Origin of the sequence: Vallitalea maricola, assembly GCF_036985595.1 — a bacterium.
Lineage (GTDB): Bacteria > Bacillota > Clostridia > Lachnospirales > Vallitaleaceae > Vallitalea > Vallitalea maricola.
This window is the reverse complement of sequence record NZ_BTPU01000068.1, coordinates 1-24114: the sequence shown is the minus strand read 5'-3', so window position 1 is coordinate 24114 and position 24114 is coordinate 1. Positions and strand designations below refer to the sequence as shown.

22 protein-coding genes are annotated in these 24114 nt (G+C 33.3%); 15 read left to right on the top strand and 7 right to left on the bottom strand.

The window, feature by feature from the left end; genetic code table 11:
• From AACQ14_RS18260 to AACQ14_RS18195, 14 genes are all read left to right on the top strand, one after another.
• On the top strand, positions 1-293 hold a 293-nt coding region (locus AACQ14_RS18260), incomplete at its 5' end, for a GNAT family N-acetyltransferase (protein ID WP_339365022.1).
• 117 nt (positions 294-410) lie between these two features.
• Positions 411-770, top strand: coding sequence for a BlaI/MecI/CopY family transcriptional regulator (locus AACQ14_RS18255; RefSeq protein ID WP_339365021.1), 360 nt, complete (start codon positions 411-413; stop codon positions 768-770).
• Between the two features lies 1 nt (position 771).
• The gene (locus AACQ14_RS18250) at positions 772-2217 is read left to right on the top strand and encodes a M56 family metallopeptidase (protein WP_339365020.1); all 1446 of its coding nucleotides are present in this window, start codon (positions 772-774) and stop codon (positions 2215-2217) included.
• Positions 2218-2441: 224 nt separating this feature from the next.
• Positions 2442-3182: a hypothetical protein gene (locus AACQ14_RS18245; RefSeq protein WP_339365019.1), complete on the top strand. Its 741-nt coding sequence runs from the start codon at positions 2442-2444 to the stop codon at positions 3180-3182.
• 641 nt (positions 3183-3823) lie between these two features.
• Complete coding sequence (arcA, locus tag AACQ14_RS18240; protein ID WP_339365018.1) at positions 3824-5050, top strand: arginine deiminase; 1227 nt, start codon at positions 3824-3826, stop codon at positions 5048-5050.
• A gap of 102 nt (positions 5051-5152) precedes the next feature.
• Positions 5153-6139: an ornithine carbamoyltransferase gene (argF, locus tag AACQ14_RS18235; RefSeq protein WP_339365017.1), complete on the top strand. Its 987-nt coding sequence runs from the start codon at positions 5153-5155 to the stop codon at positions 6137-6139.
• 140 nt (positions 6140-6279) lie between these two features.
• Positions 6280-7326 (top strand): 2,4-diaminopentanoate dehydrogenase, encoded by a 1047-nt coding sequence (gene ord / locus AACQ14_RS18230; RefSeq protein WP_339365016.1) that lies wholly within the window; start codon positions 6280-6282, stop codon positions 7324-7326.
• Between the two features lie 30 nt (positions 7327-7356).
• On the top strand, positions 7357-7665 hold the full coding sequence (gene ortA, locus AACQ14_RS18225; RefSeq protein ID WP_339365015.1) for a 2-amino-4-oxopentanoate thiolase subunit OrtA: 309 nt from the start codon (positions 7357-7359) through the stop codon (positions 7663-7665).
• Positions 7658-9061 carry a 2-amino-4-oxopentanoate thiolase subunit OrtB gene (gene ortB, locus AACQ14_RS18220; protein WP_339365014.1) on the top strand — a complete coding sequence of 468 codons (1404 nt, stop codon included), beginning with the start codon at positions 7658-7660 and terminating at the stop codon, positions 9059-9061. The genes ortA and ortB overlap by 8 nt, the downstream gene beginning before the upstream one ends.
• Before the next feature lie 75 nt (positions 9062-9136).
• Complete coding sequence (locus AACQ14_RS18215; protein WP_339365013.1) at positions 9137-9517, top strand: ornithine aminomutase subunit alpha; 381 nt, start codon at positions 9137-9139, stop codon at positions 9515-9517.
• A gap of 3 nt (positions 9518-9520) precedes the next feature.
• Entirely contained in the window at positions 9521-11737 is a 2217-nt protein-coding gene (oraE, locus tag AACQ14_RS18210) for a D-ornithine 4,5-aminomutase subunit OraE (protein WP_339365012.1), read from the top strand.
• Positions 11738-11776: 39 nt separating this feature from the next.
• A complete protein-coding gene (locus tag AACQ14_RS18205) occupies positions 11777-13150 on the top strand; it encodes a GlmL-related ornithine degradation protein (RefSeq protein WP_339365011.1) in 1374 nt (457 codons plus the stop codon).
• A 48-nt stretch (positions 13151-13198) separates the two neighbouring features.
• A complete protein-coding gene (gene orr / locus AACQ14_RS18200) occupies positions 13199-14263 on the top strand; it encodes an ornithine racemase Orr (RefSeq protein WP_339365010.1) in 1065 nt (354 codons plus the stop codon).
• 150 nt (positions 14264-14413) lie between these two features.
• A complete protein-coding gene (locus tag AACQ14_RS18195) occupies positions 14414-14641 on the top strand; it encodes a DUF3892 domain-containing protein (RefSeq protein WP_339365009.1) in 228 nt (75 codons plus the stop codon).
• Between the two features lie 69 nt (positions 14642-14710).
• On the opposite strand, the gene AACQ14_RS18190 is transcribed toward AACQ14_RS18195, so the two are convergent.
• From AACQ14_RS18190 to AACQ14_RS18160, 7 genes are all read right to left on the bottom strand, one after another.
• Positions 14711-15391, bottom strand: a complete 681-nt coding sequence (locus AACQ14_RS18190) for a TetR/AcrR family transcriptional regulator (RefSeq protein ID WP_339365008.1) — start codon at positions 15389-15391, stop codon at positions 14711-14713.
• Between the two features lie 160 nt (positions 15392-15551).
• Positions 15552-16061: a VOC family protein gene (locus tag AACQ14_RS18185; RefSeq protein WP_339365007.1), complete on the bottom strand. Its 510-nt coding sequence runs from the start codon at positions 16059-16061 to the stop codon at positions 15552-15554.
• A gap of 36 nt (positions 16062-16097) precedes the next feature.
• Positions 16098-16889 (bottom strand): hypothetical protein, encoded by a 792-nt coding sequence (locus AACQ14_RS18180; RefSeq protein ID WP_339365006.1) that lies wholly within the window; start codon positions 16887-16889, stop codon positions 16098-16100.
• 3 nt (positions 16890-16892) lie between these two features.
• Positions 16893-17900 (bottom strand): transketolase family protein, encoded by a 1008-nt coding sequence (locus tag AACQ14_RS18175; protein WP_304942808.1) that lies wholly within the window; start codon positions 17898-17900, stop codon positions 16893-16895.
• Positions 17901-17903: 3 nt separating this feature from the next.
• Positions 17904-18758 carry a transketolase gene (locus AACQ14_RS18170; protein WP_339365005.1) on the bottom strand — a complete coding sequence of 285 codons (855 nt, stop codon included), beginning with the start codon at positions 18756-18758 and terminating at the stop codon, positions 17904-17906.
• 24 nt (positions 18759-18782) lie between these two features.
• Complete coding sequence (locus tag AACQ14_RS18165; RefSeq protein WP_339365004.1) at positions 18783-20036, bottom strand: aminotransferase class III-fold pyridoxal phosphate-dependent enzyme; 1254 nt, start codon at positions 20034-20036, stop codon at positions 18783-18785.
• Between the two features lie 89 nt (positions 20037-20125).
• Entirely contained in the window at positions 20126-20884 is a 759-nt protein-coding gene (locus AACQ14_RS18160) for a hypothetical protein (protein WP_339365003.1), read from the bottom strand.
• A gap of 402 nt (positions 20885-21286) precedes the next feature.
• Here AACQ14_RS18160 and AACQ14_RS18155 point away from each other — a divergent pair, with 402 nt between their 5' ends.
• A complete protein-coding gene (locus AACQ14_RS18155; RefSeq protein ID WP_339365002.1) occupies positions 21287-23941 on the top strand; it encodes a calcium-translocating P-type ATPase, PMCA-type in 2655 nt (884 codons plus the stop codon).
• Positions 23942-24114: the final 173 nt, after the last annotated feature.

Below are 24114 nucleotides of genomic sequence, written 5' to 3'. Positions count from 1 at the left end.
AGGAATATAAAACTGTTGATTGGAAGAGTAAATCAACAGATATTCTTGTAGTACATAGATTAGCTGTAAGCCCTTTGGGACAAGGAAAAGGTATAGGAAAGAGTTTCATGGGTTTTGCTGAAGATTTAGTTAGACAAAAAAACTATAATTCCATTAGATTGGATACTTACAGTGGTAACCCTATTGCTCTTTCATTTTATGAAAGATTAGGATATGAAAAAGTCGGAGAAGTATATTTCCCAGGGAGAGAATTGGCTTTTCACTGTTATGAGAAGATATTTGGAAGTAATTAAGTTGTAGCTTATTACTGTTTAATTGTATTTATTTTTGATAGTATACCTTGACAATAAAATGACTATTGTGATAGTATAAAAATGACTATTGCAATAGTTTTTTTAGGAGGTGAAAATATGAGCTTAAAGTTATTTGATTCTGAGCTTAAAGTTATGGAGGTTCTTTGGAAACAAGGAGATTTATCAGCTGGAAAGATTTCTAAAATTTTAAAAGAGGAAATAGGTTGGAATAGAAACACAACATATACAGTTATAAAAAAATGTATAGAAAAAGAAGCTATTAAAAGGTATGAACCAAACTTCATGTGTAAGCCCATGGTCAGCAGGGAAAAAGCGCAGCAATATGAAACAAGAGAATTGATAGATAAAATGTTTGATGGCTCAACCGAAAAATTCTTTGCAGCTTTTATTGGTAATCAAAATCTTTCAAGTGAAGAAATAGAAAAATTAAAAGGATTGGTTACCAAGTTAAAGTGAGGTGTATATATTGAATATTATTTGGATAAATTTTACCACAAGTATTTTTATAATATTTGTAATTATATTAAGGACTATAGCTATGCACCATATATCTAAAAAAACATTCGTGTTTTTATGGGAAATAGCAATTTTACAATTATTAATACCTGTACGGATACCCTCACGTGTTAATATCTATTCTATAGTGAGTCATTTTTCTAATAATGCAAAAAACAGTAATATGTATTACACACAAAAAGTTAGTGATAGTAATATAACGGTGATAAGTGATTTAACGCAATATCAGAAAGTTATTCGTTCACAACACGGGATTGGTAATACTAATGTCTTGATGATTTTATGGATAGCAGGTATGGTTATTTTAGCTACTTATTTTATAATATCATTTATTAATTCATATAAAAGGCTGCAAATGTCAATACCTGTGAAAAATAATGAATTTATCTTTGAATGGCTTAACCAACAAAAAATAAAACGTAAAATAAAAGTTCTATCTTCTGACAGGATAATATCGCCTATTACCTATGGGATATTAAGACCTAAAATAATATTACCCAAAATCATAGATTACTCGAACGACCAGCAGCTTAACTATATTTTAACTCATGAAATGATACATATTAAAAGATGTGATGTGTTATTGAAATTAGTATCATTGATAGCGTTATGTGTACATTGGTTTAATCCATTGGTATGGATAATGCATATTCTATTAAATAGAGATATTGAGATTTCTTGCGATGAAAAGATAATTACTGTGTTTGGAGAAAATTCAAAATCTGACTACGCCTTATCCCTAATAAATCTAGCAGAAACTCAAAGAGGATTTTCACATATATTTAGTTATTTTGGTAAAAATGCTATCCAAGAAAGAATCGTTATGATTATGAAATTTAAAAAATTATCAACATTTTCTATTATTATGACTATTATTTTTATTTTAAGTTTTAGTAGTGTATTTGCTATGACAGTAGACAAACCTATTAGTTCCAATAATTACATTGATAATCAAAAAAATAACAGAAATATAGTCATTGTTACAGATACAACACAGATTCAAAACGGTAGTTCTAGTCATAATAAATCTTATATTTATCATAATGGTCATTTAAATCAAGTAAATGAAAAATTAACTGAGCCTAATTATAAGTTAGAAGCATATAGCCAGCAAGAGTATGAACAAGAAATGGAAGATTATATTGCTAACTATAAGAACTATATGTCTATACTTGAAAAATCAGAATTATATTCACAATCCTATTTACAAAAACAACAAAAGATATATGAAGATAATCTTGAAATGATGAAAAATGAATTAGATATAATAAAATCGGGTAAAGGTTTTATATACAAACCTGTTGATGAAAAAGAATATATAGATGAGAATGGTAATGTTATTACAAGTTCAATTTCAATAGGTGGGGAGTATTACAATATGGATTGAAATCGTATAAATATAAAGTCCATATTATAAATATATTCTATAAAAAACTAAAAAAAAGGTCTTGACATAAGAATGACTATTGTGATAGTATAAAAATGACTATTGCAATAGTCATTTTTGGAGGAGATGATATATAATTAAAACAATTAGATTGTAGGCATAACAATAGACTATGTAAGTCTATGTTAACCAAAATTAAAACATCAAAGAAAGGATTTGATAATATGAAATTTAGAAAAGCATCAATCATTAGTTTAGTGAGTGCATTGCTTTTATTGATTAGTGTTACAAGCGTATTTGCAATGACAGAAGCTAAAGAAATGCCCGATGGTACAATTAAGTATGAAAGAAGTTCTCAAAATGTAGAAATAGTAAATAGTTCAACACAAATCTTTGAATCTTCTAATGGAAAGGTCTATGAACATAACGAAGATGGAAAACTTATTGAAATTGATCCAGAAAAGATAAAACTTAAATGTAAAGTGGAAAAATATACGGCTGAGGAATACGAGAAATATATGATTGACTTTATTGATAATCATAATGCTTATATGGCTGAGATTAAAGAGTCAAAATATTTTGCTAAGACTGAGATAGATAAAGCTCAGAGACGCTTTGAAGATACTCTAGAGATAATGAAAAAACAACTAGAAAGCATAAAATCAGGAAAAGGATTTGTGAGTAAACCTATACAAGGTGAAAGTTATCTAGATGAAGATGGTAAACGGTGTTATTCTACGTATGAGCTATGGGGAGATTATGGAGAATCTCCAATTGATGTTAGTATTAGCATTGGAATTTGGATAGGTGACAAAGAGTTAGGTCCTTTTGATACAGTAGAAGAATTCCTAGAAGCTAGAGAGAAATATCTAAAAGAAGAAATAGAAGCTAAAAGAATGACCCATGAAGAAGCCGAGAGAATTCGTAGAGAATTTGAAGAACAGATTAATGAACAAGGTATCTAAAGTCAAAATCAATCATTAATTAATAAGAGTATTTTGCTAGGTTAATATCCTAAGTAAGATACTCTATTTTTATATCCAAGAAATTTCTCATTTAGCACATGAAAATATAACCTATTATCATACTAATTAAAGTTCTTATATAGAATACTAAATAATATTCTCTATAATACTTTAATAAAGCAAAGTCTTAAAATCAATGTGTTTTTTATATGATAATTCTATAAAACTATAATTATTTTAAGAAATTTATTAAAAAAAATTTATTTATATTTACACGGTTTTAAGATAAAAAATACAGTGATAATGGGGATTTTTGTTGAATATTTATCCGAAAAGTATTGAATATAAATACATAATATTTTAAAGGCACTTTTTATTAAAAAATATGGTTGTTATTGAAAACTAATTATGTGATAATATGTATGTAGAAGTGCATATTTCTGACATATGAACCGTTTTATTCATGGACGATATACTGATGATTTTTTTCTATTTAATTAAGCTATGACTAATAGTTTTTTCTTGCTAATGAGATAACAAAGGTTCGAATTATTAATGAGGAAATTAAATGTTTGTCACTTAATTATTATATCATACAATTTTCTCAAATATAAAAATACTTATTAAAAAGGGGGAAGTTGATGTCTTACGATAATCCACTCCATGTAACATCTGAAATAGGCAAGCTTGTTTCTGTAATTCTTCATAGACCTTCAGCTGAAATAGAAAATTTAACACCTAATCTTATGGAAAAACTTTTATTTGATGAAATCCCGTATCTAAAGGAAGCTATAAGGGAACATGACTATTTCGCTAGGACATTGAAGGAACAAGGGGTTGAAGTACTTTACTTACAGGACTTGGTAGTTGAAGCGATAGAGGATAAGAAGGTTAGAGAAGCTCTAATAAAAGACTTTTTAAATGAAGCTAGAATATATGATGAAAGAATGAAATATGCGCTATTAGAGTATTTTGATAATAAAGATGATGGTATGTTAATTAGAAAAATGATGTCAGGAATAAGAAAAAATGAAATACCAAATATAGCAAAATCATTAGCTTACTTAGTAGATGAGACCTATCCTTTTATACTGGACCCTATGCCTAATCTATACTTTACAAGAGACCCTGCCGCTGCAATCGGGAACGGTATAACAATTAATAAGATGAGAACGTGCACTAGAAATAGAGAGACACTTTTCATGAAATATATAATAGAGCATAATCCAAGATTCAAGGATAGTGACATTCCAATATTATATAATCGCAATGAAAAAACATCTCTAGAAGGCGGAGATACACTAATTCTTAATAAAAATGTTTTAGCTATAGGTATTTCAGAAAGGTCAGAAGCACATTCGGTAGAAACACTTGCAAAAAATATCTTCAAATCAGGTCAGAGTTTTCACACAATACTTGCATTCAATATACCCAAAAAGAGAGCATTCATGCATTTGGACACAGTCTTCACAATGATTGATTATAATAAATTCACTATCCATCATGAGATAGAAGGTCCATTGACAGTTTATTCAATAACTAAAGAGAAAGATGATTCTATAAAAATTACTGAAGAAAAGGCAACATTACAGGAAATATTGAAAAAATATCTTGGGTTAACTGATATTACTTTAATAAGATGTGCCGGCGGAGATAAGATAGATGGACCAAGAGAACAATGGAATGACGGTTCTAATACTCTTGCTATAGCTCCTGGTGAAGTTGTAGTTTATTCAAGGAATTATGTAACAAATAGGATACTTAATGAGAATGGTGTTAAGACACACGTTATTCATAGTTCTGAGTTGTCTCGGGGCAGAGGCGGTCCAAGATGTATGAGTATGCCTATCATAAGAGAAGATATTTAATTATCTATATAAATTGAACTAAACATCTACTTAACTGTTTCAACAAGTTCAAATTATATATCAAAGATAAAAATAATATAAATTTTTAAGGAGGAAGGTAATATGGCATTTAATTTGAAAGGAAGACATTTGTTATCATTAGAGGATTATTCTAAGAAGGAAATTGAGTATTTGATTGATTTAGCCAGTGAATTAAAAAGACAAAAATACGCAGGTATAAGACCTAAGAATCTTGATGGCAAAAACATAGCATTAATATTTGAAAAGCCTTCTACAAGAACAAGATGTGCATTCGTAACAGCCGCTGTTGACGAAGGTGCTCATCCAGAATATCTAGGAAAAGGTGATATTCAATTAGGTAAAAAAGAATCTGTTGCTGATACAGCTAGAGTACTTGGAAGAATGTTTGATGGTATACAGTTTAGAGGATTTTCCCATGATACAGTATCTGATTTAGCAAAATATGCTGGTGTTCCTGTATGGAATGGACTAACAGATAAATTCCACCCAACTCAAATATTAGCAGATTTCCTTACTATATTTGAACATAAAGGTTATTTGAAGGGAATAAAATTCGCGTATGTAGGTGATGGCAGAAACAATATGGCTAACTCATTGATGATAGGTGCCTCAAAGATGGGTATGGACTTTAGAATAGTATCTCCAAAAGAGTTGTTCCCAGAGCAAGAATTAGTAACTAAAGCTGAAGTATATGCTAATGAATCAGGTGGTTCTATAAAAGTTACAGATTCCGTTGAAGAAGGTATCAGTAATGTAGATGTCATCTATACTGATGTATGGGTTTCCATGGGTGAAGAAGAGCATTTTGAAGAGAGAATCAAGTTATTAAAGCCTTATCAAGTAAATATGGATATGGTGAATATGGCTAATAGTGAAGTTATCTTCATGCATTGTCTTCCAGCTTTTCATGATCTTAAAACTACTGTCGGTAAAGAAATAGAGAAGAAATATGGTATAAGTGAAATGGAAGTTACCGATGAGGTATTTGAAAGCAAATACTCAGTTGTATTCGATGAAGCAGAGAATAGAATGCATACTATAAAAGCTGTGATGGTAGCTACTTTATAAGTAATTAATAAACTAAGTAACCTATCAGTATATTATCAACTTTCCTACTTTGAATGGATCTTTTAATTAGCATGACTTAAAAGGTCAATGTAGTGGGAAAGTTGAATAGGTTCCTTGGAGTAGATATAGGAGGATAAGGTATGGAAGATATAAAAGTTATAATATGGGGATTTGGAGCTATGGGCAGCGGAATGGCTAATATGCTGTTAAAAAAACAAGGTGTCAAAATAGTTGGAGTGTGTGATAAAGACCCTAATAAAATAGGTAAAAGCATGTATGAAGTTTTGGGAGTAGAGAAAAAGGATAGAAGCGAGGTCATCATTAGTGGTGACGAAGATGAAATATTTACAGAGAAATGTGCAGATGTAGCATTACTATGTACAGATTCTTATGTTAAGGGTGCTTTTGATAAGATAGTATATATCCTTAAGAAGAAAATCAATGTTATATCAACGGCTGAAGAGATGGCATATTCAAGAGCTCAGTCTCCTGAATTGTCAGATGAAATAGATAAGATTGCAAAAGAAAATGGCGTATCAGTTTTAGGAACTGGAATTAATCCAGGGTTGATTATGGACTTATTGGCTGTTGTTTTAACAGGAGCTTGTGAAGAAGTTGAGAGTATAGAATGTGAAAGAGTCAACAGTTTATCACCTTTTGGTCCAACGGTAATGGAAGAACAAGGTGTAGGTATTAAATCAGATGATTTTGATAGAAGAGTTGAAGATGGTTCTTTAGCTGGTCATGTAGGTTTTGCTGAATCCATAAGGATGATTACAGATGCAATCGGCTGGAAATTGGATGGACCAATAAGCCAAGGATGTAAACCTATTATTTCCAACGTTTATAGAGAGACACCTTATGCAAAGGTAGAAGCAGGTAATGTAGCAGGTGTTAACATGGTTGGTCATGGAATGGTTAATGGGGAAAGAAAGATTAATATGATTCATCCTCAACAAATAGAGCCAGAGCTTGAAGGGGTAAGTACTGGTGATTACATAAGAATCAAAGGTGTCCCAGATGTAAATATGGCTATTAATCCAGAGATTCCAGGAGGAATTGGAACTATTGCTATGTGTGTCAATATGATACCTCATGTAATCAATGCAAGAGCTGGACTAAAGACCATGTTGGATTTACCAGTTCCAAGAGCTATTATGGGTGATATGAGAGATATGATAGAGTAATTTAGTTAGTACCAAAGGAGGGTATTTATTATGATAGCAAGAAAAGGTGACTGGGTTAGAATTCATAATACTGTTTTAGAGCCTGATAAGAGGGCTAGTCATTTACCGGATGATACAAAAAAATGTCCTCTTGAAATGTGGGTAAAAGGTTATTTAGTTGATGAAGAAGCTTGTATAGATGATAGAGTTACTGTAAGAACATATATTGGCCGTGAGATAGAGGGTACTTTGATAGAATTCAATCCAAGCTATCAACATACTTTTGGAGATTACATTCCTGAGCTTTCTTATATTGGTAATCAGCTTAGGACAATTCTAGGAGGTGAAGATAGTGAGTAGAGATACTAGTTATGAAGCAATAATGAGCAGAAAAAATGAGATAATGAAAAAAGCAGTAGGTATTGACTACACTGAGTTCGAAAGAGAAGGCGTTGTTTTTGATTATGAAGGTATGATGAAAAAAACTGGATATGAATTAGACCAGGTCAGAGAGATTGAAAAGAAAACTAGTGTTGGTGATACACCTGTATATGAACTTAAGAATCTTACAAAACTTGCTAGAAAAATAGGTGGCAAAGGTAAAGGTGCCAGAATATTTTTAAAAGACGAAGCAGCCAATCCATCAGGTAGTTTCAAGGCTAGAAGAGCAGCAGTATCCGTTTATCATGCCAAAAAATTAGGATATAAAGGTGTAGTAGCTGCAACTAGCGGTAATTACGGTGCGGCAGTTGCAAGTCAAGCAGCCATGCAGGGATTAAAATGTATCATTATCCAAGAATGCTATGACAGCAAAGGAAAAGGGCAGCCAGAGATTATTGAAAAAGCAAGGAAATGTGAAGCTTATGGTGCTGAAGTCATACAACTTACAGTAGGACCAGAGTTATTCTATACTTTTTTGAAAGTACTTGATGAAACAGGTTATTTCAATGCTTCTCTATATACACCTTTTGGTGTAGCTGGTATTGAAACTCTTGGATATGAGCTTGCTACATGGTTCAGAGAGAATGAGAACAAGGATCCTGATGTAGTTGTTGTTACTAATGCAGGTGGAGGAAACTTGACAGGAACTGCAAGAGGTTTATTGAAATCAGGAGCCAATAATACCACTATAATAGGAGCAAGTGTTGATCTGACAGGACTTCATATGGCAAGTGATAACCAATTCAACAAGAAATCATTTACCACTGGTCATACAGGTTTTGGCGTACCTTTTTCAACTAATCCAGATAGATCAGATGTTCCAAGATCAGCTGCAAGACCATTAAGATATATGGATAGATATGTTACTGTTTCTCAAGGAGAAGTATTTTATATGACAGAAGCTATGGCAATGATTGAAGGACTTGAGAGAGGACCTGCTGGAAATACATCAGTAACAGCAGCATTCAACCTAGCTACACAGATGGATGAAGATAAAATTATAGTTGTACAGGAAACAGAATATACAGGAGCTGGTAAACATGTATCTGCTCAATTATCTTTTGCAAGAGAAAACGGTATAAGTATAGAGATTGGTGATCCAGTTAATCAAATTCCAGGTAAGAATATTATATTGCCAAAGCATCCTAGCCTAATAAAAGCTAAAGAGTTAGATATGATGAAATTGAAGAAATCTTATATTAAGAATCTAAAAAATAACAAAAGATTTTCTGATGATGAAGTAAAGTTTATTGCTGAAGAAACAAAACTTAGAGTGCAAGAAGTTATAAGAATAATAGCAGAAATGAAATGGTAATGGATATTAGAATAAATAATAATCTATAGGTAATGGGGACTTATTTGAAATAGTTTAATTATAAGGAGGATGTTTATGGGTAATAATCGACTGGATGACTACGAATCAAGAAGGAAACATTTGGAGAATCTAACAGAAGATGAATTAGAACAAAGGTTTTGGGAGTTGGCTGAAAAAATAGTTGACCCTATGATAGAGATGGCTAAGAATAATACTTCACCATCAATTGAACGTTCGGTATTATTGAGAATGGGATTTTCCAGTATTGAATCCAAAGCTATTGTAGCATCTTTAATGGAAAAAAAGAAGCATCTTGTGGGAAAAGGTGCTGGACATTTAGTATATAGAGCCGCTAGGGATAAAGATTTATCCATAAGAGAAGCAGGACTAAGGTTAGCTAATAATGATGAAGAGCTATGGGCTCACTTAGAACAAGTTTTTGGGGGAGGAAAGTAACAAATGAATCTAAAACCTAATGAAAAACTGGATATAGATAATATTTTGGAAGATTTAGAGCATTATTCACCTCGTAGAATGGGATGGCATTGGAGAGATGGTAGAGGAGAAAAAAGAGAAATTGGACCATTTTACTACAGTGACACTAGTGAAAACTTAACACAGAGCCAACCGCTTCCAGCTGCCCATTATTTCAATAATATTGACCCACAGCCTGATAGTGTTATCACTACAGAGATTGCATCAGGAAGGTTTGAAGATGATATACGTAGAATGCGTATGGCTGCTTGGAATGGTGCTGACCATCTTATGGTAATAAGAACTGCCGGACAAAGCCATTTTGATGGTTTAATAGAAGGAACTCCACAAGGTATAGGTGGAATTCCAATAACAAGAAAACAACTTAGAGCTCAGAGGAAGGCACTAGATTACATTGAAGATGAAGTGGGCAGAGAAATTAATTATCACTCTTATGTAAGTGGTGTTGCAGGACCAGAAATTGCTGTAATGTTTGCAGAAGAAGGAGTCAATGGAGCTCATCAAGACCCACAATATAATGTTTTATACAGAAACATCAACATGATTCGTTCTTTTGTAGATGCAGCCAATGCAAAGCATGTGATGGCGTATGCAGGTATAGTACAGATAGATGGAGCTCATAATGCTAATGCAACTGCAAGAGAGGCATGGAGAGTAATGCCTGAACTTATGGTACAGCATGGACTTAATTCCATATTTTCCGTAAAATCTGGAATCAAGAAGGAAAACATATGCTTATCATCTGTTCCACCAACTGCTCCACCAGCACCTTGCATGAAGCTTGACCTACCTTATGCTATAGCACTAAGGGAATTGTTTAGAGAATATAAGATAAGGGCTCAGCAGAATACGAAATATATGGGTTCATCAACAAGAGAAGCTACAGTAACTCATACTCTTAACCTACTTATTTCCAAACTGACAAGCGCTGATATACAATCAACCATAACTCCTGATGAAGGAAGAAATGTACCTTGGCATATATATAATATAGAAGGTACTAATACTGCTAAACAAGCCATGATAGGTATGGATGGATTGAAAGACATGGTAGCCTTGAAGAGAGATGAAGGGTTTCTTCCAGAGAAGATACGTGAATTAAAAGAACGTGCTGTATTATTTATGGAAGAGATACTGGATATAGGCGGCTACTTCAATGCAGTTGAATCGGGATTCTTTGTTGATTCTGGTTGTTATCCAGAAAGGAATTATGATGGTATTGTAAGAAAGATTAATGGTGGAGTTGGTGCAGGTACAGTTTTCACTAGAGACGAAGATTATATGGCACCTGTTACAGCATTCTTTGGATACAATAATCTTACTCAGTATGGGGAAGAAGCTGTTAAAGACCCTTCATCACTAATTGGCGGATGTACTTTTGAAGATAGAAGCAAGATAGTATACATAGATGAATTAGATGAAGAAGATAATGTATATAAGAGATTAGAAGAAAATAAAGATATAAGAAAAACTTCTATATTAAAACCAGAAATGGAATGGATGGGTGATGGAACAGTACTTATAACTATGATGTTACCCACTGATGAAAGAACGGCAGAATTTGCAGCAGTTGAGATAGGTAAGAAAATGAATCTTGAAGAGGTAGAAGTTATTCACAAACAAGTTATGCAAATGGCAGAGGGGACTAGAATCGAAATAAAAGGTAAGGTATCCTTTGGGGTTGATATCAATGACCTTGTTATACCTCCAAAGCCAATCGTTATGAGTGATGATGAAATAAGAGAAGATATAAAGAATAAGCCTATGAAAATTGTTGCAGGAACTATTGGGGAAGATGAACATTCTGTAGGTCTTAGAGAAATATTAGATATTAAACATGGGGGAATTGAAAAGTACGGAATCGAATGTCATTATCTTGGAACATCTGTACCTGTAGCAAAGATTGTTGATTCAGCTATTGAGCTTAATGCAGATGCTATACTTGCTTCAACTATAATAAGTCATGATGAGATTCATTATAAAAACATGAAAAGAATCAATGATTACTGTATTGAAAAAGGTATAAGAGATAAGATAATTCTAGTAAGCGGGGGAACACAAGTTACACCTGAAATAGCAGTCAAAAACGGTATGGATGCTGGGTTTGGAAGAGGATCAAAAGGTGTAGATGTGGCTACATTCTTAGTTAAAAAAAGAAGAGAGAATGAACAAGATAAATAGAAAAAATTAGGAATCTCTAAATAGAAATGAGTGATAAATATGAAAGTGGATCTTATTTCAGCTGAGATAGGAAGTACAACTACAGTTGTTAATGCATTTGCGGATATGAAAACAGATAATCCAAAGTTTGTTGGTCAAGGTCAATCCTATACAACTGTTCTTGAAGGAGATGTTACAAAAGGGCTCAAGAATGCTTTTAATGATTTAAAGAAAAACTTGGATGCCCCTTATATTGAATACAATGAATTCTTTGCTACCAGTAGTGCTGCTGGAGGACTTAGGATGACTGTTCATGGATTGGTTCATGACATGACTGTAAAAGCTGCAAAAGAAGCTGCATTAGGAGCAGGAGCTAACATCAAATTCATAACTTCAGGGAAACTAAGAAGAACGGATATCAAGACGTTAAAAGAAATCAGACCCAATATCATTTTATTAGCAGGTGGAGTTGACTTCGGGGAGAGGGATACTGCTTTATATAATGCAGAGTGTATTGCTGGTATTGAGGAGTTGAAGGATACACCTGTCATATATGCAGGCAATGTTCAGAATCAAGATGAAATTAGAGAAATATTTGAAGAAGTTTCAAGGCGAATCTATATTGTGGAGAATGTTTATCCTAAGATTGATAAGCTTAATGTGAAACCTACAAGATTGAAGATTCAAGAAGTCTTTGAGGAACATATAACAAAAGCACCAGGTATGGAGAAGGTACGTGAACTAGTAAATATGAATATATTACCTACACCGGGAGCTGTTATGAAAGCAACTCAGTTATTAGAAAAGGAAATAGGAGATTTGGTAGTTGTAGATGTAGGTGGAGCTACTACAGATGTCCATTCTGTGACAATGGGCAGTGATGAGATCAATGAAATATTAGTAAGTCCAGAACCAATGGCAAAACGTACAGTTGAAGGTGACCTTGGAGTTTACATTAATGTAGGCAATATAATAGATAATATAACTCTGGAAGTACTTTCTAGAAAAATGAATATTGATATGACTGTTCTACAAGATATAATTGATAACTATAAACCTATTCCTGAAACAAAACTTCAGAAGGAGCTGATAAAACAATTAACTCTTGAAGCTAGTACCATTGCTATAAAAAGACATGCAGGAACCTTAAGGTATCTATATGGTACAACAGGTAAGAAAACTATAGCTGAAGGAAAAGATTTAACTAATGTAAAGTATATAATAGGAACAGGTGGTGCATTAACTAGACTTGAAGGAATAAATATTCTCAAAAAGATGGTACAAGGTAATGGAGACGAATTACTGCCATCAAAAGATGTGAGAATATTAGTTGACAGATTATATATAATGGCCTCATTGGGTGTAATATCAGAGAAATATCCAAAAGGAGCACTAAAATTACTATTAGAAAGCTTAGAACAAGATAAAAAATAACTTTATTAATTATTAATGAATATTTGTATTGTTCTATAGGAGGTTATAATGTGTTATCCAAGAGTCGAAATAAATCTTGCAAAAATTAGAAATAATACGTTGAAATTAGTTGAAATGTGTAATGAAAACAATATAGATGTGGTTGGAGTTACCAAAGTTTTCTGTGGTAAACCTAAGATAGTGAGGGAGATGGTAAAAGGAGGTATAAGGGTAATAGGAGATTCACGTATAGAGAATCTGAAGAAATTGAAGCGCTTCAAGCTACCAAAACTATTACTCAGACTACCTATGATAAGCGAAGTAGAACAAGTAGTCCAGTATGCTGATATATCTCTTAATTCTGAAATTGAAACTATTAGAAGATTATCAAAAGAAGCTAAGAAAAGAAATCTTAGGCACAAGATAATTTTAATGGTGGACTTAGGAGACCTTAGAGAAGGTATTTTTGATGAAGAAGAGATATTTGAAACGGTTGAAATAATAATTTCATTAGATAATATCGACTTAATTGGAATAGGAACTAATCTAACATGTTACGGAGGGATTCTTCCGGAGAAATCTAATCTTCAGCATCTATTAACTTTGAAAGAGACTATTAGAAAGAAATACAAATTGAATCTGAAAGTGGTGTCGGGAGGAAATTCTAGTAGTCTACATTTAATTGAAGCAGGAGATATGCCAAAAGGAATTAATCAATTAAGGCTGGGAGAATCAATTGTGCTTGGAAGAGAGACAGCTTATGGAAATACCATTGAAGATACTTATCAAGATGCAATGACTCTACAATGCGAGATAATAGAGTTGCAGGATAAACCATCAGTACCTATAGGTACTATTGGTATGGATGCTTTTGGTAATGTACCTTCCTTCAATGATAAAGGTATACGAAAAAGAGCCATTTGTGCAATTGGAAGGCAGGATGTTGATCCCACAGATATATTGCCAGGTGATAAAAACATTGAAATTATCGGTTCCAGCAGTGATCACTTGATATTAGATGTAACTGATAGTAATGAGAATTATACTGTTGGCAGTATACTAAGATTTTCTTTGAAATACGGAAGTGTACTAAGTTTATTCACATCAGAATATGTGAAAAAGATATATGTATAGTTACATATTCTATAAAATACAAATTAATGAATATTTTTCCTTAAATGGTACAAAATAAGAGTGTAATTATTAATATATCAACAAGTAATCTACTGACATAATTACATTGCTTATAATAAAGAAGAGCTTTGTACTTAAAGGAGGATTTCAATGGAAAAAGCTAGAATCACTAAAGTAAGAAAAGATGGTTATGGTAAGATAACAGATGTCATGCTTGATGATGGTAACTCTTACCCTATCGAAGATGCTATTAAGATGGCTCAAGAAAATCAGATTGATGGTGTTAACGTAAGCAGAGCTAAAAATGGTGTAGAGTTTCTAAGAGCTGATCCAGATGGAACAACAGATAATAATCTGGATAATCTTCCAACGTATTAGAAGTAAATGTATGTAATAATAGACCCCAATGCATAGAATTTTTAATGCATTGGGGTTTGTTTGTGGTTGTTATAGTAGAGCTTTTTTCATGAATTTCAGGATTTCTTTGATAACCATTTCCTCATTTTCTATAGTATCATATCCTGTAAATATTTTCATACGCTCTCTATAGTAATCAGATGTATATGAAAATTGAAACATGATAATAAGATTATCAATGCAAAAAGAAACTACATTGTAATTCATATTCTTATCAATAAGTTTATTTTTTTTTGCAGAATCTAGAATATCCATATAAAAATTAGCTGTTATGTCTTCTAATTTATGAGAGAGTTTACTAGAAAATTTACTTAATGCTTGAGTAGTGACATCAAGATATATTTGGTTGAATTCTGGATATTTGATTGCGTAATGTCTAGAAGCTCTTAACAGCTTTTCAAGGATATAGAAAATATCACCTTCTTCAATGTCTATAGAATATAATACTGATTCTAGAAGTCCAAAACACTCATCCACAATTGTGAGAAATAAATCTTCTTTGGAGGCAAAATAACTATACATTGATCCAATACTTATTTCAGCTTTTTTGGCTATTGTATTGATGTTAGATGCATTATATCCATTTGCAGCGAATTCAGAAGTAGCTACATCCATAATCCGTTGTTTACGTTCTTCAGATATTTTATCAAAAGTACTTTTATGATATTTAGTTCTACCAGTAATTTCTTTAGTGTTTAGTGTTGTATCCATTTTAACCCCCTTAGTAAACAAAAAACTCAACATTTAAATAAGTCGAATTAAATAATTGCTATAGAGCCAGCAATTATTTAGTTCTATTCGGCTTATAATATCAATGTAAATATATTGAACTTATTTAAATGGATATATAGGTGTTTAATTTCAATATATACTAATAATATTTTTTGAATTTTGTTTTTGACATTATGTAAGCGACTAATCCTCCCATGATTCTTATTATGGGATAGTTCAATTTTAGATCGATAAGCTCTATCAAATTACCGTCAGGATCTTTCATGAAAACCCACTCAGTACCATCAGTATTTTGAGGTTCGCATAAAAATGTTATACCCTTATCCTTTAATACATTATACCACTTCTTAACATTTTTTACATCCAAAGTGAAATGTGTTGGTCCTGGTTTATTCCATACTGCATGTTCACTAGGTACACTAGGGAAGAATTCAAATATCTCGATTACACCACCTTTTGGAGCTCGTAAAAAACCAAAACGGACTTTTGCATTTTTTAATAGATATAAGTCGTATAGATTATCGATTTTTTCTTTCTCTAATGTCTGTTCACTGATTAATTTAAAACCAAAAGTTCTACTATAGAAGTCTACAGCATCTTCAAAATTAGAGACTGTAAGTCCTACATGACTTAATGACCTTATTTTCATGGTAATACATTCCTTTCCAAAGTTATTGAAATATAATCAACTTCCTTTTGCGTAGGAACCGACAAGTAACATATATTCACCTAGCTGTGCTCCAAATTCAGGTGCACCCTCCATAATCAGTTTTTCTGTTATTGTAGCTTCAATCATATCATCAATGCCTAAAAGTGTTCCAAGTGCACTATCCGTAGAATCGAAACGCATAGTGAAAAATGGCTTAGAACGTTTATATTCTCCACGTGCAGCTTTGGATTTTCCTGCTTTTATCCTTATATAAGAAGAGAGTTCAGGTTTTCCAGTCACTTTCCATGCAAAAATACGGTCTGGACTCTTCTTAACCCATTTTGATACTTCTGGATGACCTGTTTTATTAAGCTGACTTATACCAGTTGATAGTAGTGAAAAATATAATTTTACAACTAAATCTTTCTCATCATCGTTTTGAGGAGGTTCGGTGATACCAAGTAATTTAGCCATATACATAAGAACTGATAGAGTAGCAGTAAGCAGACCAACATGATACCAGCCTTTTATCTTAGGGAGTTTTTTGCTATTACCTGCAAAAAAGTCATTAAGGTCTTTTATACTGCGAAATTCAAGCTCAACATCACATTTGTCATTAGGACCTTTTACAACTGTAAAATTCCCATTTTCAATGATATAATGAGTGCCAACTTTTCCATCAGGGTCTTTTGCACTTATACCAACTATCCCGTTCTTATTTTTGAATTTCTTTGCATACTTTTCATTTGATGCGATAATTGTCTTAACTAATGGAAGTATTGCGTTAAGAAATATCTTATTAGCGTAAATATCTTCTCTAGTAGCCATTATCTACACCTCGTCTTCCCAATCTTCATCTTCTTCAAATTCCAAGCCGATTAGTTTTCGAACATTTTCTACTATTCCATTAGTATCTATTTCATAATAAGCCATCAAATCTTCATGAAGACCTATAATGGAGAAGGTATCTGGAATACCAAGTTTCCTGAAGGCACAGCCTTTTCCACTTTCAATGATTACTTCAGCTACAGCGCTTCCAAGACCACCCATTACGTTATGGTCTTCAACGGTTATTATTCTTCTTGTCTCATATACTGCTTTTAACACTGCTTCTCTGTCTATAGGTTTTATTGTATGCATATTAAGGACTCTTGCCTTTATACCATCCACACTGCTAAGAATTTTTGCGGCTTCTATAGCTTGATATACACAAGAACCACAGGCGATGATAGTCAAGTCATTACCATCCGTCAATTGATGAGCTTTGCCGATTCTAAAATCATAATCAGTATTCTCATATACTTTTTGGTCAAAACCTCTGTTGATTCTAATATATACAGGGCCTTCTGTTTCATAAGCCTGAACAACTGCATTGGCAGTTTCCATACCATCAGCAGGTACAATAACTTTTAGATTAGCCATTGAACGCATGATAGCAATATCTTCTGTACAATGATGAGTTGTTCCTGCCTGACCAAAAGACAATCCTGCATGAGTAGCTATCATTTTTACATTTAGATTCTGATAACATATGTCTGTATGTACTTGGTCCAGTGCTCTCATGGAAGTAAAGATTGCAAAAGTGGATACAAAAGGAACAAGACCGCATTTTGCCATACCAGAAGCAATACCAAACATATTTTGCTCAGCTATTCCTGTGTTAAAAAATCTATTTGGAAACTTTTCTGCAAATAAACCTATTTTTGTAGATTTGGCTAGGTCTGCTGAAAGTCCTACTATTTCTGGATGCTCTTTACCTAATTCACATAGAACATTACCATACATCTCAGCTGTTGAAAGATTAGTTGTATCAAGCATTGTATATGTTAAACCACCCATAGTCTATGCTCCTTTCACACGTTTTTTATAATATTTTTCCAAGCTTGCTTTACTCTGTGCTATCTTTTCAGAATTAAGTCCGCCATAATGCCATTTATAGTTGTCTTCCATAAAATCAATACCACAGCCTTTTATGGTATTTGCTATGATGACAACAGGAGCTTTATCTTCTGCTAATGCGTACTCAATGGCTTCTGATAGTTCAGTGAAATTATGACCATCTACCTCTTTTACAATGAACCCGAATGCTTCCCATTTTTTTGCAAATGGTTCAAGAGACATAACATTTTCTGTTGGACCATCAATCATACAACGATTCCTATCTACTATAGTTACCAGATTGGTTATTTTATAATGAGCAATTGACATTGCTGCTTCCCATACAGAACCTTCATCACATTCACCATCACCAAGTAAACAATAGGTTTTGTAGTCTTTGTTACTGATACGTGCAGCTAACGCCATACCAGCAGCTATTGGTAGACCATGACCCAATGAACCAGTAGATGCATCTACTCCTGGAACTTTGTTGGAATCAAGGTGCATACCAAGTTCAGAACCGGTGTGATTATATTCTTTCAGTAATTCTTTATCAATGTAGCCTTTATCAGCAAGGACTGGTGCGAAACCTACACCAATATGACCTTTACTTAGAATAAAACGGTCTCTATCCTCCCATTGAGGTTTTGATGGGTCAATGTTCAGGTATTTATAATACAGTATAGTTAAGATATCCATTGCACTTAGGGAACCACCAATATGTCCGCTGCCTGCCCAAACAACAGTGTCAACGCATAGATTACGTAATTCATGTGCTTTTTTTTCTAGGTTTTTTATTTCTATGTCAGTTAATGGCATAATGATCTCCTTTCTAAGAAATAACTATATTTCTTTATGATTATTTTTTACTACTTTAAAGCTTTCATCTGCTATTTCATGGGTTAGTTTTATATCTTCATCAGATAGGGCACAGTTAATGAAAAGATTATGATGGTTAGCGAAGAAAGCACCTCTTCTAACACATTGGGATACCCATTCTTGGTGAAGAGTTAGAGAATCATCGTTAGCAATTCTCATATACCACATAGAGGGCACTCCTGTTACTTTTAGATTAAAACCATAACTTTTACCTATTTCCACTAAGCCATCAGTCAGTTTCTTACCCTTTTCCTGCATCAATTTTGGTCCATTTAGTTTCTTTAACTTGTTAATACATGCAATACCAGCAGCAAAAGGTAGAGCAGATAACCAATAGCTTCCAGTATACATAACTGATGAAACTGCGTCTTTCAAGGCATCTGTTCCACATAATGCAGAAAAATTATATCCATTACCAAGAGCTTTACAGAAGCACATCAAGTCAGCTTTGAAACCAAAGTAATGATCTGAACCTTTCATATCTAATCTGAATCCACACCTAACATCATCAATAGCTAATACTATTCCATAATCTGTACATAGTTTTCTGATTTTCTGCCAGTAATCTTTTTCAGGTAATTCGTTGTCAGTAAATACTGGATGATGATAAGGAGTTGCCATGAAGCAGGCTATATCATTGGGATTCTCCTTAACAATTTTTTCCACTTGCTCATAGTTATTCCAGTCTACGTAGATGTTATTTATCACATCTTCCTCACATATGCCTGGATAACCTAACTTCTGTGTCCAAGGGGCTACCCCGTGATAACCACCATTAACAAGTATAGTTTTCTTTCTTCCAGTAGCTGCTTTTGCAATCATAAGTGCAAAGCTTGTAACATCTCCACCATTCTTTGCGAAAAATGCCCAGTCCGCCATCTCTACAGTATCAACTAGAAGTTCAGCAAAATCCACCATGATGGAAGATGGAGCAGTTGTACAGTTCCCAAGCTTCATTTGCTCTGCAACTGCCATATCAACATCTTCATCATTGTAGCCTAGAACATTAGGACCATATGCACACATATAGTCAATGAAACGATTACCATCTACATCCCAGAAATAAGCTCCTTTTGCTCTAGATGAGAAAAATGGGTAGCTTTGTACTGGTATAAAACAACCTTCGGCTGGACCTAAGTGGCCGTATACTCCTGTAGGTATTAAATTCAAAGCTTTCTTGAACAGCTTTTGGTTTTCGTTATAAGTATAGGTTTGCAATTGTTTAACCTCCTTACTCTAAAAGAAATTTTAATGAAATAATAAAGTTATACACTTTCTATTTTTGAAACTTTTAAATCCTGATTTTTTTATTGTAGATAGGATGATACCAGACCAAGTAATTTGTTCATATTGTCCAGCATAGGAATATAACCTTTCATTTGAAGTTTTTGAGTTGCAATACAAGAATAAGTATCTATCTGACCAGTTAATATCTTATTAGTGGTGATAATATCTGAGAAGGTCATGGAAGCCCTATTATTAGAAGATAATCCTTTCTTTGCTTTCAGATGACCATTCTTTGCGATAAGATGTATTCCCGTATTACTTTCTGTTATTGATACATTGATAATTCCATCTGGTATTCTTTTGGCACTGAGTTTCCCTATTGGATCTGTGTTGCCGACTTGTGCAAGAGCAAAAAAAGCAGTGTAAGCAGTTAGTATGGTATTATTTTTTAGATAAGTTTCGTTTTGTAATAGAGATGGTGTAGGTTTCAAGTAATATGACAGTTTGTCTGTGAGAGTTATGAATTCATTTTTGAGGAAGCTGATTTTGGTGAGTCCTTTTAGAGGTATTGGATTAGCTTTTCCATCAATCATTTGGTTGAAATGATGTGGAGATTTGAAATAAAGGATAATATTACATTTGTCCAGATTATTACTGAATGTGCATGTGCCGTTTTCAAAGGATAAATATCCTTTTGGACCGTTCTTAACAACAAACTTAATCCTCATGCTTATGTTTTTTATAAGGGTTTTCATATCCTCATCCAATTCACATAAGTCTTCAAGGTTTCGAAGTACAGCATAAAGATTAATGTTCGCTTTGGTTAATTCCTGTGTCACATAATCTCCTCCTTTCATATAACACATATACAGTTGAATGTACCTATATAACATTATATTACTGTACATGCATTTATAGAACGAGCGCTCACTCTATATATGGTTACATTGTTACATAAGTGAAATATGTTGGCAATGATATAATAGAAATAACTAATATATTTTATAGTTTTTTCTGAGATGCATTATAGTGTTAAGTCTTATAAAATAATAGCTTTATAATATATAGCATGTCTTTTTTTTATTTCTAATAATTATTTATAGTCTTGAACACAATAATAAAGAGGATAAATAATAAAATAATCATACTAAGGCTTTATTTTTTTAACATTATTTGGTATTATCATATTATTGTTGGTTTTATTAGGAGCTAACTGTAATTGTTAGAATAGGAGGATTAAGGTGGCTAAATATTATTCAATGGATGTAGATAATGTTGCAGCTGATTTAGACGTTAACTTAAGCGGCGGATTAGGTAGCAAAGAAGTAAGCAAAAGACAAACAAAATACGGTCCCAACAGCTTGAAAGAAAAACAAGGCAAAACATTGTTCAAGATGATTATTGAACAGTTCAGTAGTTTTATAATACTTATACTAATAGCTGCAAGTATTTTATCAATATCTATAGGTGAAGTAGTTGATGGAATAGTTATCATTGGAATCGTCATACTGAATGCTGCCCTTGGAATTATACAAGAAAGGAAAGCTAGTAATGCATTGAAGGCATTAAAAGAGATGGCTGCTCCACGAGCAAAAGTCATAAGAGATGGCAAGATATCCAGTATTGATTCAAAAGAATTAGTGCCGGGAGATATTGTTGAATTAGAAGCAGGAGACTATATTCCTGCAGACATAAGATTAACAGAAAGCATTAATCTTAAAATTGATGAATCTGCTCTTACTGGAGAGTCAGTTGCAGTGGAGAAAGATGCAAAAATTTTATTGGATGAACAATCTCAGATTGCTGATAGATTGAACTGTGCCTATATGAGTACTATCGTTACATATGGTAGAGGTAAAGGAATAGTCGTTGGTACTGGAATGGAAACGGAGATTGGAAAAATCGCTTCTATGCTTAATGAAGCTGTTTCAGAAGAGACACCTCTACAAAAGAAGCTGGATGCTTTTGGTAAATTATTAGGTATAGTATGTATTATTGTATGTGCAATCATATTTGTACTTGGTTTACTAAGGAATCAGCCTTTCATTGAGGTATTGATGACCTCTGTGAGTCTAGCTGTTGCTGCAATACCAGAAGGTCTGCCAGCAGTTGTTACCGTAGTTCTTGCTATGGGTATGCAGAGGATGATAAAAAGACACGCAATCATGAAGCGTCTAGGAGCAGTGGAGACACTTGGAAGTACAACTGTAATATGTACTGATAAAACAGGTACATTGACACAGAATAAAATGACTGTTGTAAAAGTATTTGATGGAACTAACCATTGGGAAGTATCTGGCACAGGATATAAAACTGCTGGAGACATAACTAGTGGCGGAAAAGATAATAAATTACTAGAGAAAATGTTCATGGCAGGAATTCTATGTAATGATTCTAGGCTGAAAGACGAGGAAATAATCGGAGACCCAACAGAAGGCGCTCTCATAGTTCTAGGAGCAAAAGCAGGATATGACAGGGATGAGCTTAATAACAGATATCAAAGACTAAAAGAATATCCTTTTGATTCTGATAGAAAACTAATGTCCACACTTCATAATGTTGAAGGAAAATTCACTACGTTCACAAAAGGTGCACCTGATGTAATTTTATCTAGATGTAAAGAGATAATAATAGATGGCAAACCCCAGCCTCTAACCAAAGAACATAAAGATGAAATTAGTGAAGTCAATGAAACTTTCGCAAAAAATGCTCTCAGGGTTTTAGGATTTGCATACAAAGAAGTCAATGAAGATGTCCAATTGGAAAATGAAGAAAACGATCTAATCTTTGTTGGTCTTACAGGTATGATAGATCCACCAAGACAAGAAGCGAAAGATGCAGTAAAATTATGCAAAGATGCAGGAATCAGAGTTGTCATGATAACTGGAGACCACATAGTTACAGGTAGTGCAATAGCAAAACAAATCGGTATTATTGATAGTGAAGAACAAGCTATGGAAGGCGTACAGATCAACGATTACTCAGAAGAAGAGTTAAAAGAAAAAGTCAAGACCACCAGTGTATTCGCAAGGGTTTCCCCAGAACATAAAGTTAGGATTGTAGAAGCTGTAAGGTCTAATGGCGAAGTTGCTGCTATGACAGGTGATGGTGTCAATGATGCCCCAGCACTTAAAAAAGCCGATATCGGAATTGCCATGGGTATCACAGGAACAGACGTTTCAAAAGAAGCAGCTGATATGATTTTGACAGATGATAACTTTGCAAGTATTGTAGACGCAGTTGAAGAAGGACGTATCATCTACAGTAACATTAGAAAATTTGTAGGATTTTTACTATCTTGTAACATTGGCGAGATTCTAATAATATTCATTGCCATGTTATCAGGCTGGCAGGTTCCACTAGTACCTATTCAACTTCTATGGATAAACCTTATTACCGATTCATTTCCAGCATTTGCACTAGGACTTGAAAAAGGCGAAAAAGGAATAATGAGTGTAAAACCTAGAAACCCTAAAGAACCTATAGTTGACCGCCAAATGGGTATTGCATTAGCTTTTCAAAGCATAGGTCTCACTATAGCAGTACTTGTTTCTTACCAATTAGGATTCATCTTGGCAGGTGACGTAAATAGTGACACCAAACTTACCATAGCAAGAACCCTATGTTTTGTAACTTTGATTATAGGTGAAATGCTTAGAGCTTACTCAGCAAGATCAGAAACACTATCTATATTCAAAATGAATTTCCTAGGAAATAAATACTTAAATTATTCAGTACTGATCGCTATCCTTCTATTAATTGGAGTCGTATATATACCAGTTTTACAACCAGTCTTCAGAACATTCCCGTTAGATATGACTCAAATGGGTGTAGCAGTAGGATTAGCAATTATACCTGTTATCACTGGGGAATTAGCTAAGATATTGAAGAAATAAGAATTATTATTAAATATCTTTTTGTGATTAAGATTTTTCACATATTAAATAATAAAATTTGTAATAGCCATAAGTTAGCTATATAGAAGAAAAAATGCTTTGTGATTACATTGAAGGGACTACAAGCAAAATAGTATATGTATATGTGGAGTAGTGAGGCAGGACGCCGAACC